This window comes from Pseudomonas sp. DWP2-2, assembly GCF_049897065.1.
In the GTDB taxonomy this organism is placed as follows: Bacteria; Pseudomonadota; Gammaproteobacteria; order Pseudomonadales; family Pseudomonadaceae; genus Aquipseudomonas; species Aquipseudomonas paracarnis.
The window spans coordinates 499623-513796 of sequence record NZ_JAFCVN010000002.1; the positions used below are offsets into that span (position 1 = coordinate 499623).

At 60.2% G+C, this 14174-nt stretch carries 13 protein-coding genes; 6 read left to right on the forward strand and 7 right to left on the reverse strand.

Features of this window, described 5'->3' with window-relative positions; all coding sequences use genetic code 11:
- Positions 1 to 81: 81 nt before the first annotated feature.
- Positions 82 to 1041, forward strand: coding sequence for a LysR substrate-binding domain-containing protein (locus ACP7CZ_RS06340; protein ID WP_082430459.1), 960 nt, complete (start codon positions 82 to 84; stop codon positions 1039 to 1041).
- 32 nt (positions 1042 to 1073) lie between these two features.
- Here the strand turns inward: ACP7CZ_RS06340 and ACP7CZ_RS06345 are convergent, their stop codons facing one another.
- From ACP7CZ_RS06345 to ACP7CZ_RS06355, 3 genes are all read right to left on the reverse strand, one after another.
- Positions 1074 to 2009, reverse strand: a complete 936-nt coding sequence (locus tag ACP7CZ_RS06345; protein ID WP_034126603.1) for a LysR family transcriptional regulator — start codon at positions 2007 to 2009, stop codon at positions 1074 to 1076.
- A gap of 137 nt (positions 2010 to 2146) precedes the next feature.
- On the reverse strand, positions 2147 to 3334 hold the full coding sequence (locus ACP7CZ_RS06350) for a cyanate transporter (protein ID WP_181124676.1): 1188 nt from the start codon (positions 3332 to 3334) through the stop codon (positions 2147 to 2149).
- A 182-nt stretch (positions 3335 to 3516) separates the two neighbouring features.
- Complete coding sequence (locus ACP7CZ_RS06355) at positions 3517 to 5139, reverse strand: 5-guanidino-2-oxopentanoate decarboxylase (protein WP_294155895.1); 1623 nt, start codon at positions 5137 to 5139, stop codon at positions 3517 to 3519.
- A gap of 111 nt (positions 5140 to 5250) precedes the next feature.
- Here ACP7CZ_RS06355 and ACP7CZ_RS06360 point away from each other — a divergent pair, with 111 nt between their 5' ends.
- The gene (locus ACP7CZ_RS06360; RefSeq protein ID WP_054920015.1) at positions 5251 to 6123 is read left to right on the forward strand and encodes a LysR substrate-binding domain-containing protein; all 873 of its coding nucleotides are present in this window, start codon (positions 5251 to 5253) and stop codon (positions 6121 to 6123) included.
- 513 nt (positions 6124 to 6636) lie between these two features.
- Here ACP7CZ_RS06360 and ACP7CZ_RS06365 read toward each other — a convergent pair.
- Together ACP7CZ_RS06365 and ACP7CZ_RS06370 are read right to left on the reverse strand one after the other, a co-directional pair.
- Positions 6637 to 7251: an NAD(P)-dependent oxidoreductase gene (locus ACP7CZ_RS06365; protein WP_034126607.1), complete on the reverse strand. Its 615-nt coding sequence runs from the start codon at positions 7249 to 7251 to the stop codon at positions 6637 to 6639.
- A 34-nt stretch (positions 7252 to 7285) separates the two neighbouring features.
- Positions 7286 to 8152, reverse strand: coding sequence for an MBL fold metallo-hydrolase (locus ACP7CZ_RS06370; protein WP_060764432.1), 867 nt, complete (start codon positions 8150 to 8152; stop codon positions 7286 to 7288).
- A 105-nt stretch (positions 8153 to 8257) separates the two neighbouring features.
- Between ACP7CZ_RS06370 and ACP7CZ_RS06375 the strand changes: the two genes are divergently transcribed.
- Positions 8258 to 9163: a LysR family transcriptional regulator gene (locus tag ACP7CZ_RS06375; protein WP_034126609.1), complete on the forward strand. Its 906-nt coding sequence runs from the start codon at positions 8258 to 8260 to the stop codon at positions 9161 to 9163.
- 91 nt (positions 9164 to 9254) lie between these two features.
- Entirely contained in the window at positions 9255 to 9434 is a 180-nt protein-coding gene (locus ACP7CZ_RS06380) for a hypothetical protein (RefSeq protein ID WP_003189580.1), read from the forward strand.
- Here the strand turns inward: ACP7CZ_RS06380 and ACP7CZ_RS06385 are convergent.
- Positions 9427 to 10302, reverse strand: coding sequence for a helix-turn-helix domain-containing protein (locus tag ACP7CZ_RS06385; RefSeq protein WP_294155917.1), 876 nt, complete (start codon positions 10300 to 10302; stop codon positions 9427 to 9429). The two genes, ACP7CZ_RS06380 and ACP7CZ_RS06385, sit on opposite strands and share 8 nt — an antisense overlap.
- A 189-nt stretch (positions 10303 to 10491) precedes the next feature.
- On the opposite strand from ACP7CZ_RS06385, the gene pobA reads away from it, so the two are divergent.
- On the forward strand, positions 10492 to 11676 hold the full coding sequence (pobA, locus tag ACP7CZ_RS06390; protein ID WP_205547144.1) for a 4-hydroxybenzoate 3-monooxygenase: 1185 nt from the start codon (positions 10492 to 10494) through the stop codon (positions 11674 to 11676).
- 66 nt (positions 11677 to 11742) lie between these two features.
- Complete coding sequence (locus ACP7CZ_RS06395; protein WP_294155920.1) at positions 11743 to 13260, forward strand: MDR family MFS transporter; 1518 nt, start codon at positions 11743 to 11745, stop codon at positions 13258 to 13260.
- Between the two features lie 56 nt (positions 13261 to 13316).
- On the opposite strand, the gene ACP7CZ_RS06400 is transcribed toward ACP7CZ_RS06395, so the two are convergent.
- On the reverse strand, positions 13317 to 14156 hold the full coding sequence (locus tag ACP7CZ_RS06400) for a cache domain-containing protein (RefSeq protein ID WP_070415413.1): 840 nt from the start codon (positions 14154 to 14156) through the stop codon (positions 13317 to 13319).
- Positions 14157 to 14174: the final 18 nt, after the last annotated feature.

A 14174-nucleotide genomic window follows, 5' to 3' on the forward strand; every position in this document is an offset into this window, starting at 1 on the left:
AATTCACTTCTATGAAAGCGAAGGCAAATCAGATAAAGTAAGCCTGGCTTAGTTTTTTTACCATGGAAGGGGGATTGATTAATGTTCGCAAAATTGCCGTTGACAGCCATTCGTGCATTTGAATCTGCCGCAAGACTCGGTGGGTTTAAAGCAGCCTCCGCGGAGTTGTTTGTTACCCCAGCGGCAGTATCACAACAAATAAAAACACTAGAGAACTTACTGGGCAGTATGCTTTTTGTGCGCACTCCCCACGGTGTTCAACTCACAGCGAACGGTGAGAGGCTATATTCAAAGGTGCATCTTTCGTTTCTGGATATAAGCGGTAGTATGTCTTCGCTCAAGCCACCCGCCGACTCCAACACACTCCGAGTTTCTACCACGCCGGCATTTGCATCTTTATGGTTGATTCCCCGGCTGGCGAAATTTTATAGCGAACATCCAGACATTCATGTCAGTGTTGAAACCAGTAATGAAGTGGTGGATTTGTTTCGTGACTCATCTGTTGATTTAGCGATTCGTTGTGGGTTTCGCGATTTTCCAGACTTGTACAGCCACGCGCTTATGCGCGAACAGTTTGGTGTTTTCTCTCATGCCCACTGGAGGCAAGAGGAAGTTGAAGCTTCTTTGAAACTTATAAATATACGTTGGGCTACGTCATCGCCCGCTTCAATTAGTTGGGCGTCCTGGTGCGCGGCTGCGAATCATGAAAGTTGGCTATCAAACGCGGTCTATCGTGAATACAACGATGAGCATTTTGCGCTCCAGGCCGCTATTGCCGGGCATGGCTTGACGCTGGCGAGCACGGTCTTGGCGGCAGACTATGTTGCGAATGGATTGCTGATTCCTTACAGGCCCGACATCAAGATTCCGGGCGCGCAGTTTTCAGCTGTATGCGTGCCGGGACGTGAGCGTTCAGGTGCCGTAAAACAGTTTCTGGCGTGGATGGTCAAAGTAATAGCAGACTGCCATATCGATTGCCCTGTCGCTCGGGATGTCGCAGCGCAGGCTGTCACTAAGCGCCGAACGTCACTGGCTATCTGATTAGGGTGTGGAGAGCTTAAGCAGGTGCGTTCCTATAACAAACCCTGATCCGCACACACCTTCACCACTTGTTCCCGAAACCAGGTATTGGCGCTGTCCTGCCCACTGGTTTCGTTCCACTGCATATCCAGGGTGAACCCCGGCAAACCGTTAGGTGCTTCGCAAACACCGAATGCCGGCGCCGGTGCCAGTAACTTTTGTACGCGGCGGGGCAAGGTGACGATGAAGTCGGTGCCGGCAATCATCTTCAATGCCGCGCTGTAGCTGTTGGCCCGTGCAATCACCTGACGCTTGCGGGCCTGGCGCGCAAGCCAGCCATCGATCATGTTGGTGTCGGAGGTCCACGGCGTAGGGAATACGTGGCGCCGCTCAACGAAGGATTGCAGGCTGAACGCCTGTTCTCTCGGTGCTGAGCGTTGGTCGCACACGCAGACCAAGTCGTCCTCCAACAGCATCTGGGTCTTGAAGTCTTTGTGAGCGCGGTGAAAGTGCGGGCCGAAGCAGATCACCAGGTCCAGGCGGCCTTCACGCAGGTCGTCGGCGGGGATGTCGGTTTCCAGCTTCTGCACATTGACGATTACCGGCAGGTCGGCATGGTCGAAGCGCTTCAGCAGGCGTGGCAGGATCAACTGTTCGAAATATTCCGGAGCGCACACATTGAAGGTCACGGCCTGTTGGGTCGGATCAAAAGCCTGGCCACCGGCATGGCACAGGTTGATGCTTTCCAGAATCTTGTGCACGTGCTCGTACATGGTGGTGGCCTTGTACGTAGGACGCATGCCTGCGCGGGTGTTGATAAACAGCTCATCTTCAAAGCTGGTGCGCAGCTTCTTCAGGCTATAGCTCACGGTGGACTGGCTGACGAACAGCGTTTCAGACACCTCGGTAACGCTGCTCTGGTCGTAGACGGCGATGAACACCATCAAATCCTGCATATCGAGCTTTCTGAGCAAGTTACTGTTTAGCATCGGTTTCGTCCGTAAACCCTTTGTACCGAACTCAGTACAAGACTGAGCAAAATGTTAACGGAACGCTCGTACCAATAGAAAGCTCTGTAGGACCCTTCAATGTTTTATGTGGGACAAAAAATGTTTGTAATACGACGTCAGCGGATATGGCGTGCGTAATGCGCCGGGTTGAACCGCATGACGATCAGCAGCATCAGCCCGCTCACTGCCATCAATGACCACCAGGCCCATTCGAAGCTGCCCAATTGGTCGCGGATCATGCCGGCGATGAGCGGCGACAGGCCGGCGATCAGATAACCGATGCCCTGCACAAACGCGGTAAGGCCACCGGCGCGGCGCGGGTTGTCGAGGTGGTCCAGGGACAGGATCAGGCTCATCGGAAACAGGCCGCCAATCCCCAGGCCGAGCAGGCATGGCCACAACAGGCTCCAGTGTTGCGGACTGAGAATGAGCCCGCAGAAACCCAGGATGATCAGCACCAGCAACACCGCCACCACGCTACGCTTATCCTGGCGGCGGTTGGCGATGGCCGGGGTGACCAGGCCGGAGATCACTTCCATGGCGGTCAAGAAGCCCAGCAGCAAGCCGGCATTCTGTTCACTCCAACCCTGCTCGACGTAGTAGGGCGCCAGCCACGCCAGCACACAGGTGTAGGACGCGGTGCCGAGGCCAAAAAAGATCGCCAGCAACCAGGCGCGGCGATTGCTGAAAAAAGCCTCCTGAGGGCCCGAGCCGGCTTGAGGCAACGGCGGCAGTGCCGCACGCTGGGCATACCAGAACACCAGGGCAAACAACGCCAGCAGTGCCCAGATAGCCAGGCCGATACGCCAACTGCCGGTCCGGGCTTGCACCAACGGCGAGAACGAAGCAGCCAGGGCCGCGCCGCCCATGATCGCGGTGACATACAGGCCCATGAATAACGAGACATTGGCGCTGAACCGCGACTTGATCAGCGCCGGCATCAATGCCTGAATCAGCGCAATGCCGACTCCCGCCGCGATGGCACTCACGATGAGTTCCAGTGCCGAATCCAGGAACAACCGCGACAAGGTCGCCAGCCCAATCACCAGCAGCGACAGCACAATGCTGCGATGCTCGCCCACGCGCTTGGCCAGGCCCATGCCAAAGAACATCGCCAGGCCCATGGCCATGACCGGCAACATGGTCAGTAAGGCGGCGCTGCTGAAACTTAGCGGCACATCCTCACGAATCGACGCCAGCAAGGGCCCCACGGCCGCCATCGAGGGGCGCAAGTTGAGAGCGACGAGCACTACGCTGATCATCAGCCATAGTGCGGAGGTGGATTTTGCCTGAACGTTTTCCATGGGCCTGCCTTGAATGAACAAGGGCGAATCAGGCCATGGAGCGTGCAGCAGGGCAAATCAGAAAGTCGCAGGGGCTATTGAAAAAATGCGGATGCCGAGTGGTGAGGTAAGCGCGCATAGGGCGTTGGCTGGCAGGGCGTCACGGGAGCAAGCTCCCCCGCCACAGGTCCAGCGTTGCGGGATTACAGATTCGTCAACTCCCACCGCCCCTGGTCGATTTCAAGCAGCGTCGGCCCCTGGCGATCAGCAGCAGCATGCAATGCGGTGCGAAGATGTTCGATGCCGCGGATGCTTTCTGCCGCGCAACCCAAGGCCGTGGCCACGCCGATAAAGTCCGGCGTGTAGATGTCCACACCCACCGGCTCGATGTCACGGTTGACCATGTACTTCTTGATCTCTTCATAACCCTGGTTATTCCACAACAGCACAATCACAGGGGTACGGGCCTCCACCGCGCTGGCCAGCTCCGGCAGGGTAAATTGCAGGCCGCCGTCGCCGATCAGGCACACCACCGGTTGGCCATCGCCGCGCCCGAGCCAGGCACCAATGGCCGCAGGCAGGGCATAACCCAGGGTGCCGTAACCGGTGGAGGAATTGAACCAGCGGCGTGGGTGGTCGAGGTTAAGGGTCAGGTTGCCGCTGTACACCGGTTGAGTGGAGTCGCCCACGAACACCACGCCGGGCAGTTCCTCCAGAACGGCGTTGAGAAACCGGGTTTGCGCACGCGTCGCAGCGTCCCAGGCAGGTTCCAGCTCGGCCCACAAACGGGCGACGCGTGCTGCACCCCAGTCGGCAGTGCGCGGCGCCGGCGGCTGGCGGTTGATTTCGGTAAGCAGGGCTTGGGCGGCAATGCGCGCATCGGCCACCAGTGCCACTTGGGGCGGGTAGTTTCGTACGGTCTGGTCCGGGTCGATATCGATGCGCAGCAGCGTTCCGGGAATGTTGAAACCGCCGGCGAAGGTGACGTCGTAGTCGGTCTCCGCCAACTCGGTGCCGATCGCCAATACCACGTCAGCTTCAGCCACCAAGGCACGGGTGGCGGGCAGTGTCTGCGTGGAGCCGATCAGCAGCGGGTGCGCGGCGGGCAACATACCCTTGGCGTTAATGGTCAAGGCCACGGGCGCGCCGAGGGTTTCTGCGAGGTGGGTCAGTTCGGTGGCGGCGTCAATGGCGCCGCCACCGGCCAGGATCAGCGGGCGCTTGGCCGCAGCCAGCCACTGGCGCATCTGCTCAATGGCAGCCGGGGCTGCGCCGGCACGGGTGACGCTGACAGGCGTGCTGCCCAGCAACGCGTCGGCATTTTCCACCAACACATCCAGGGGGATCTCGATATGCACCGGGCGCGGCCGACCAGCCTGGAACAACGCAAACGCCCGCGCCAGCACGGCGGGCAGTTCGGCCGCTGACATCAAGGTATGGGAGAACGCCGCCACCCCGGCCACCAGCGCGCTCTGGTTCGGCAGTTCATGCAACTTGCCGCGCCCGCCGCCCAACTGGCTGCGTGCTTGCACGCTGGAAATCACCAGCATCGGGATCGAGTCGGCATAGGCCTGGCCCATGGCGGTGGTGATATTGGTCATGCCGGGGCCGGTGATGATAAAGCACACGCCGGGCTTGCCAGAGGTGCGCGCATAACCGTCGGCCATGAAGCCGGCGCCCTGTTCGTGGCGCGGGGTGACATGCCGAATACTGGAGCGCGCCAAGCCCCGGTACAGCTCCACGGTGTGCACGCCGGGAATGCCGAACACGTGGTCCACGCCGTAGCGTTCCAGGAGGTGCACCAATACTTCGCCGCAGGTCGCCATACAGGTCGCTCTTGTGATGGATTCGAAGCGCTATTGGAGCGGTTGGCCAGTGGCGGCAACAATCGATAAAAAGTCATACTCGCCATGTCCTCCCGTCATGGCTGCGCCCCGATGAAACGCCTCCCTCCGTTACCTGCGTTGCACACCTTCTGGGTCACGGCCCAGTGCTGCAACTTTACCCGTGCCGCCGAACACCTGCACATCACCCAGGGCGCGGTGAGCCGGCAGGTGGCCGGGTTGGAAAGCCAGTTGGGCTATGCCTTGTTCCGGCGCCAGGCGCGGGGCTTGAGCCTGACGGAGGAGGGGCGCGAATGGCTGGCGTGCGCGCAACAGGTGTTTGGCTTGCTCGCTGACGCGGTGGAGCACATCGGTGACCGGCGCCGCACCTTGCAGCTCAAAGCGTCCACCTGCGTGATGCGCTGGTTGTTGCCGCGCTTGCTGCAATGGCAAAAAGAACGCCCGGATGTGCCGGTGGAGCTCACCACGACGGTGGCCTATAACGTCGACTTTCGTCGTGAGACGTTTGACGCGGCGGTGATCTACGGGCCCATCGCCGAGCAGTCGGCCGAGGCGCGGCATCTGTTCGACGAGCGTCTCACGCCGGTCTGCGTGCCTGGGTTGCTGGGCAGTTTGCGTACGCCGCAGGATTTGCAGCATCAGGTACTGTTGCACCCGACCCGAGACGAGCGCGATTGGACGTTGTGGCTCAAGGCTGCCAATGCCTGCTTGAGCGATCCCATCCAACGGCACCACTTCGAAACCTTGGACTTGGCAATGACCGTAGCGTCCCAGGGCACCGGGGTGGCGATGGGCGACAGTGCGCTGATTGGCGAGGATCTGAAGGCGGGGCGGTTGGCGATGCCGTTTGAACTGCGGGTGTCGACGGGGATGGGGTATTTCCTGGTGTATCCGCCGGGGAAGGAACCGTCGGTTGGGTTGGTCGCGCTGATGGATTGGTTGGTCAGTGAAGCCAGTGTGGGATGACAGCCAACGCCAATCTACCTGACTCGCCGCGATCCAAATGTGGGAGCTGGCTTGCTCGCGATGACGGCCTCCCAGGCGACACATATCTACCTGACACCCCCGCAATCCAACTGTGGGAGCGGGCTTGCTCGCGAAGGCGGCCTGGCAGGCGACACAGTTGGATTGTGTACATATCCATTCCTGCGGTAACGGCCACCTAGGGTTCCGCTTTTACAGCGGGTCACTTTTGGAAAAGAGCCCCAAAAGTAACCAAAAGGGCTCTTGCCCCACCACTCGGCACCTCGCCTAGGCTCGGTGTGCCCGTAATCCGCCAGTGATTTGGGGGGCCGCCGCCACGCGCCATCCATGGCGCGGGGCGGCTAAACCGGCATCCCTGCCGGTTTACCCCCCAAATCCCTGTCGAATTCCGGCCAGCGTGGTTTAACGGGGCGCTTAAGATCAAGATCAAAAGCAGATCAAGAGCAGATCAAGAGCTACTCGCTTCGCATCGTGTTTAGCGTTGACGGCGTTGGGTCAGTAACCGACGGTAAAGCGCTGGCGCGAATGCTTCGGTGTTTCCACTTCATCCAGCATGGCGATGGCGAAGTCGGCAAAACTGATCGAGCTATTGCCGTCACTGTCCATCAGCAGCTCATCCTTGCCCAGGCGGAATTTGCCCGTGCGCTCGGTGCCGTCGAACAGGGCCGATGGCGACAGGAAGGTCCAATCCAGCTCCTTTTCCTGACGCAACGTTTCCAGGAAGTCAGCCCCGGCACTGGCTTCAGCTTTATATTCAGCCGGGAACCCTTCGCTGTCGATCACGCGCCCGCCACCGGGCAACAACAGCGAACCTGCGCCGCCGACCACCAACAAACGTTTCACCCCGGCCTTTTTCACCGGGCCGATCACGGCGCTGGCGGGAAGGGTGGCGAAGTGCGCCGCGCTGATCACCACGTCGCTACCGCTGATGGCGTGTTGCAAGGCCTCGGCATCCAGGGCATCAACCTGTTTGACCGTAACGCCTGGGCGCACAGCCAGCTTGTCGGTATTGCGGGCGATGGCGGTGACGGTATGCCCGCGACGCAGCGCTTCTTCCAGCAGTTGGCTACCGGCGCGGCCGGTGGCACCAATGATTGCAATCTTGCTCATGATGTTCTCCAACAGGGTTAAGGTTTAAAGCCAGTTACCACTTCATTTCGCCCTTGGCGACTTTGGCGCTCAGTTCCAGCGAGCTTTCGTCGGCGAGGGTGGGGTAGCGTTTTTTCATGGCCGCAATCAGGGCGGCGGAGTCCTTGGCCTTGGCGGTTTCGAGGTCGAAGGCCTTGATGTAATCGGCGGTGAAGTTGACCGAGGCCAGCGATGGCGTGCCCAGGTAATGGCCTGGCACCACGGTGTTCGGTTTCAGGTCTTCAATGCGCTTGAGGGTGGCCAACCAGTCTTTATGGGATTGCGCGCTCTGGGTATCAGCCATCCAGACGTGGATGTTTTCAGCGATAACCACACCACCAACCACGGCCTTGATCGACGGGATCCACACAAAGCTGCGATCTGGCTGCGGGCCGTCGAGGCCCACCACTTCAAGCTGCTGTCCTTCCAGGGTCAGGCTGTGGCCTTTAAGTACCTGCGGCACAAGGGTCTTGGCCGGTTTGTCCGCGCCCATTTTCGGGCCCCAGAAGGCCAGCTTGTCGGCGACAGTGGCGTTGATATGGTCGACCACCGGTTGCGGCGCCAGCACCTTGGCGTCGGGGAAAGCGGCGGTGAGGGTGTCCAGGCCGAAGTAGTAGTCCGGGTCGCCATGGCTGATGTAGATGGTGGTCAGGCGTTTGCCGCTGGCGCGGATCTTCTGCACCAGTTGCTCGGCTTGGCCTTTGCCGAATTGCGCATCCACCAGGATCGCGTCTTTCTCGCCGCTCACCAGCACCGAGCTGACCGGGAAGATCGCGGCTTCGCCTGGGTTGTACACGTCCAGTTTCAGCTCTGCCGCCGCTGCGTGGGCAGCGAATGCCAGGGCGGCAGTAGCCAGGGTCAAGCGTTTGAAGGTCGAGAACATCGGGCAGCTCCTGCCATAGATAAGGGATGCACAGAGCTTAGTTGCATAAAACGCGACAAAAAATGCGATGCTGGGACATAGTTTGTTTCTAAAAGCGGGCAAATCATGGATCGTCTTCAAGCAATGCGCGTGTTTGTCACCGTGGTGGACCTGGGCAGCCAATCCGCCGCCGCCGACCACCTTGACCTGTCGCGCCCGGTGGTCTCGCGTTACCTGGCGGAGCTGGAAGACTGGGTGGGTGCACGCCTGCTGCACCGCACCACGCGCAAGCTCAGCCTCACTGCCGCCGGGGGGGAAACACTACCGCGTTGCCGGCAATTGTTGGATTTGTGTGGGGATATGCAGGCCGCCGTCAGCGAACCCGATGACGCGCCCCGAGGTCTGTTGCGCCTGAGCGTCAGCACCTCGTTCGGCCAGGCGCAGCTGGGCGCGGCGATTGCCGAATACGTCAAGCTTTACCCCCTGGTGACGGTGGATTTGCAGATGCTTGATCGCACGGTGAACCTGGTGGACGAGCGCATCGACCTGGCGATCCGCACCAGCAACGATCTGGACCCCAACCTGATCGCCCGGCGCCTGACCGTATGTCGCTCGGTGGTGTGCGCCACACCGGCTTATCTGCGCGAGCATCCGGCGCCGCAGAAAGTCGAAGACCTGGCCCGGCACAATTGCCTGACCCACTCTTACTTCGGCAAGAGCCTGTGGCATTTCGAAGAAAACGGAGAGCACGTGTCGGTGCCGGTCCACGGCAATATCACGGCCAATGAGGCCAGCACGTTGATGCGCGTGACGCTGGCCGGGGCAGGGGTGGCGATGCTGCCCAGTTATCAGGCCGGCGAGCTGATTCGCAGTGGGGAGTTGGTGCGCTTGCTGCCGCACGCCGAGCCACGACAAATGAACATCTATGCGGTGTACGCCTCACGCAAACACATGCCTTCGGCGTTGCGTAGCCTCCTGGATTTCCTGGTGCTGCGCTTTCCTGAAGAGCCGGGTTGGGATGTCGGGCTTTGAGCTGAAATAAGCGCGCTGAATGGCATCGCATCAGGGCAAGTTGACCTATGCTTTAAACAGCACCCTGTAGATCCGTTCAGAGGTCTGTGCCATGAGCATTAAAACCAGAAAGTACCTGACAATTTTCACCCTCTGCGCATTGGCAACAGCGCTGTATGGGACTGCCGCCTACCGCGTCGAGCAAACGCGCATGCAGCCAGCGGCGTTCGCTATCAGCTGCCATCAGGACCAATGCGTTCCCCGCACCGGCAGTTTCAGTGCGCTCAGGTAGGCTGCTCTGCCTTCAGTTGTTCACGAAACGCCTTGGGTGAAAACCCGACCCTGCGGCGAAACAGCCGTGAGAAGTTGGTCGGGTCGGAAAAACCCAGCACCTCGGACATTTCATTGATGGTCATGCTGGTGTAGGTCAGCAGGCGCTTGGCTTCCAGCAATTGGCGGTCATGCATGATCTGCAATGCCGGTTGCCCACCCAATTCCCGACAGGTCCCGTTCAAGTGTGAGACCGAGATGCCCAGCTTGTGGGCCAGGTCTTCAATCTTCGGGTGTTCGCGGTAATGCTGTTCGACCAGTTGCGTAAACCGCCGAAAGTACTCACGACCCCGCGGCGCGCGTGGATGGCGGCGCTGGATCGCCTGGCGGCTGACCCATACCAACAACACGCTGACCAGGGCGTGCAGCATCATGTCCCGTGCCGGTTGGTCATCGGCGTATTCGTCCTGCAAGCGTACGAACAGGCTGTTCAAGTAATCGCTGTCCTTGCCCGCCGGGTAGCTGCCAAGTGTGTGCAGGCCATCGACGGTAGAGCCCAGTTGCGCCTGCAAGTGGCTGACCAGCGGCGCCGAAAGCGTTACCACAAACCCTTCCACATTCTCGGAAAAACGAAAGCCATGCACGCACAGCGGTGGCAGCACTTGCAGGCTCGACTCGTTAAGCGTGGTGCGCTGGCCCTCGATTTCCAGTTGTGCCTGGCCTTTGTGCACATACAGCAACTGGCACAGGTCCGCGTGCCGGTGGGGCTGGATTTCCCACTGGTATTCCCGACTGCGCCGGGAAATGGTTTCGCAGTGCAACAAATCGGGAGTCGGCCACTGCTGGCTTTCCCCGTAAAGCTTGAAGACCGGAATCGCGGTTTTGGTCATGGTTTCAATCCGATACTCAGGATAATGGTTCGGTAATCGCCCCGATTGGCGAAAAGCACAGGTTTTGACGCAGTTTTCACCTTCTTATGAGCCTCACTCAAGTGAAAAATGTCAGCCACAAGAGCAATGACAACTCTTTCACTCCATACGTTCGCGTGAAGCTTGAAGGTCATAAAAATAATGAAAACCCTGAAAACCCAAGTCGCCATTATTGGTGCCGGTCCTTCCGGATTGCTGCTCGGCCAACTGCTGCACAACGCTGGCATCCAGACCCTCGTTCTAGAGCGTCAGAGCGCCGATTACGTACAAGGCCGTATCCGCGCCGGTGTGTTGGAACAGGGCATGGTCGACCTGCTGCGCGAAGCCGGCGTCAGCCAACGCATGGACGCCGAGGGTCTGGTGCACGACGGGTTTGATATTGCCCTCAATGGCCAACTCACCTCCATCGACCTCAAGGCCTTGACCGGCGGCCAGTCGGTGATGATCTACGGCCAGACCGAGGTCACCCGCGACCTGATGGCCGCCCGCGCAGCCGCCGGTGCCACCACTCTGTACGAAGCCTCCAATGTTCAACCCCATGACCTGAAAAGTGAACAGCCGTGGCTGACCTTCGAGCACGAAGGCCAAGCCTGTCGCCTGGAGTGCGACTACATTGCCGGCTGCGACGGTTTCCATGGCGTGGCCCGCCAGTCGATACCGGCGCAAGCGCTGAAGGTGTTCGAACGGGTCTATCCCTTCGGCTGGCTGGGCGTGCTGGCCGACACGCCGCCGGTACATGCCGAACTGGTGTACGCCAAACATGCGCGGGGTTTTGCGCTGTGCAGCATGCGTTCGCCGACCCGCAGCCGTTACTACCTGCAAGTGCCGGTCGAAGAGAAGCTGGAAGACTGGGCAGATGAACGTTTCTGGGATGAACTCAAAAGCCGCCTGCCCGACTCATTGGCCGAACAATTGGTGACCGGCCCGTCAATCGAGAAAAGCATCGCGCCGCTGCGCAGCTTTGTGGTGGAACCCATGCAGTACGGGCGCCTGTTCCTGCTCGGCGATGCCGCGCACATTGTGCCGCCCACCGGTGCCAAGGGCTTGAACCTGGCGGCCAGTGATGTGAGCACCTTGTTCCGCATCTTGCTCAAGGTGTACCGCGAAGGGCGCCTGGACTTGCTGGAAAAATACTCGGCAATCTGCCTGCGCCGAGTGTGGAAAGCCGAGCGGTTTTCCTGGTGGATGACCTCGATGCTGCATCAGTTTCCCCAGGCGGATGACTTCAGCCAGCGTATTGCCGAAAGCGAACTGGACTATTTCATTCGCTCCGAGGCTGGGCGTAAAACCATCGCAGAAAATTACGTCGGCCTTCCTTACGAGCCTATCGAATAGCCTGCTATCGTATCGAGCATTCCCACCGGTGACCGTTGCCTGTGGGCCCTGCTCGAAGGTTCTGCCGTGACACACCTCAATCAGCCCGCTCCAACCGTTCCCGCCGTGCGCAGTATCCTGGTCGCGCTGATGATGGCGATCTTCCTGGGTGCCCTGGACCAGACCATTGTCGCCGTGTCCATGCCGGCCATTTCCGCACAGTTCCATGAGGTCAACCTGCTCGCCTGGGTGATCTCCGGCTACATGGTAGCGATGACCGTGGCGGTGCCGATCTACGGCAAGCTCGGTGACCTGTATGGGCGCCGCCCCATGATGCTCATCGGCATGGGCGTGTTCACCCTCGCGTCGCTGTTCTGCGGCCTTGCGCAAAGCATGGAGCAACTGGTGCTGGCGCGGGTTCTGCAGGGTATCGGCGCTGGCGGGATGGTCTCGGTGAGCCAGGCGATCATTGGCGACATTATTCCTCCCCGCGAACGGGGACGTTATCAGGGGTATTTCAGCAGCATGTACGCGGTGGCCAGCGTGGCCGGGCCGGTACTGGGCGGTTATATGACCGAGTACCTGTCGTGGCGATGGGTGTTTTTGATCAACCTGCCACTGGGCGTCGGTGCCTGGTACGTGGCCCATCGCACTCTGGTGGGGCTGCCGGTGCCGCAGCGCAAGCCGATCATCGATTACCTCGGCACGGTGCTGATGATCGTCGGCCTCACCGCCTTGTTGCTGGGCATCACTGAAATCGGCCAGGGCCATTCGTGGCGTGACGATCAAGTGCTGGGGTTGCTGGCCTGTGCCCTGTTGGCCTTGAGCGTGTTTGTATGGCACGAACGCCGCGCACGGGAACCGCTGTTGCCGATGCACTTGTTTGCCAACCGCAGTGCGGTGTTGTGCTGGTGCACGATTTTCGTCACCAGCTTCCAGGCGATTTCCCTGACGGTGCTGATGCCCCTGCGCTACCAGACCGTGACCGGCGCTGGTGCCGACAGCGCAGCCCTGCACTTGCTGCCGTTGGCGATGGGCTTGCCGATGGGCGCGTATTTCGCCGGGCGCATGACCTCGGTGACCGGCCGCTATAAACCGATGATCCTCAGCGGCGCGTTGTTGAGCCCCTTGGCGATCCTCGGCATGGCCTACAGCGCGCCCCAGGCGGTGGCGCTTACCAGCGTCTTCATGTTGTTGTGCGGTATCGCCGCCGGCATGCAGTTCCCGACCTCGTTGGTGGGGACGCAGAACTCGGTAGAGCAACGAGATATCGGTGTGGCCACCAGCACCACCAACCTGTTTCGCTCCCTGGGCGGGGCAGTGGGGGTGGCTTGCATGTCGGCGTTGCTGCTGGCGCTGTTGCACGATTCCAGTTTCGCCCATTTGACGAGCGGCGCACTGGTGGCCGAAGGCAGTTCCGGCAACGTACTGCTCGACGGCCTCAACGCCGCACCCGGCCCGGCGCAGGATGCGTTGCGCGACGAGCTGGCGGTGACGTTCCGGCATTTGCTGATGGTGAGTGCGGCGGTGTCGCTGCTGGGGTTGGCCGCTGCGATAGCGATGCCGAATCGGGTACTGCGCGGCCGTGAAGACAAAGTTAGATAAGCGGACGCGGAGCGTCCCAGGCGGCGTTCCCACGCAGAGCGTGGGAACGATCAGGATCAGGGGCTGTAATACCCCACCGCAACCATGAAATGCCCGCTCTTGCGCACATAGGCATGCTTGTTCTCGACCTTGCCGGTCACCGGGTTTTTCCAGCGGTATTTGTATTCGCCCTGGTCCTGTTCGGCCATCATCTGGAGGATCGGCACACCCACCGGTTTGCCATCCGGGTCCTTGATCTTGGCAAAATCGGTGTTGATCAGGCGCAGGTTGGTGCCGTGGGCGACGTAGCGCCGGGTGTTCAGGTCCACCACAAACACGTACAGGTCATCTTGCAGGAAGCCACCTTGCAAGGAGTTGATCGCCTTGAGCGTGCCGGTTTCATCCTTGACCAACGCCTCCACCGCCTTGTTGCGCAGCGCCCGTGCCTGTTCCGGCGTGGCGCGCGGCAAGTAATAACCGACCGCCAGGATGCGTTCGCCCACCCGCTGATAAAACACATGCTTGTGTTCGACCTTGCCGTCATTCCAGTTCTGCCAGCGATAGTCAGCCTGCTGGATACCCTGGCCTTCGGGCACGCTAAGGGCTTGTTTGAACGAGGCTTGCAGGTCGGGCCCGAGAACCTCGGACACATCGCGACCGATCAGCGCGAAGGAGGGCCCGCCACTGGCCAGCAGCACGCCTTTTGTATCGACCACAAACACATAGCGGTCCTGGTCGATGAACTCGCCCTGACGGCTGAAGGCGGCGAACGCCTTGTCACCTTGCTTGTGGTAGTACGCCAAGGCTTTTTCCAGCAGGGCCTTGGCGGCTTGGGCATCCGCTTCCTGTGCCGTGGCAGCATGCACCTGGCTGCAACACAACAGCAGCAGCCAGGTGAATCGGAGCAGTCTCTTCATTTACCCGTCCCTCGTTCT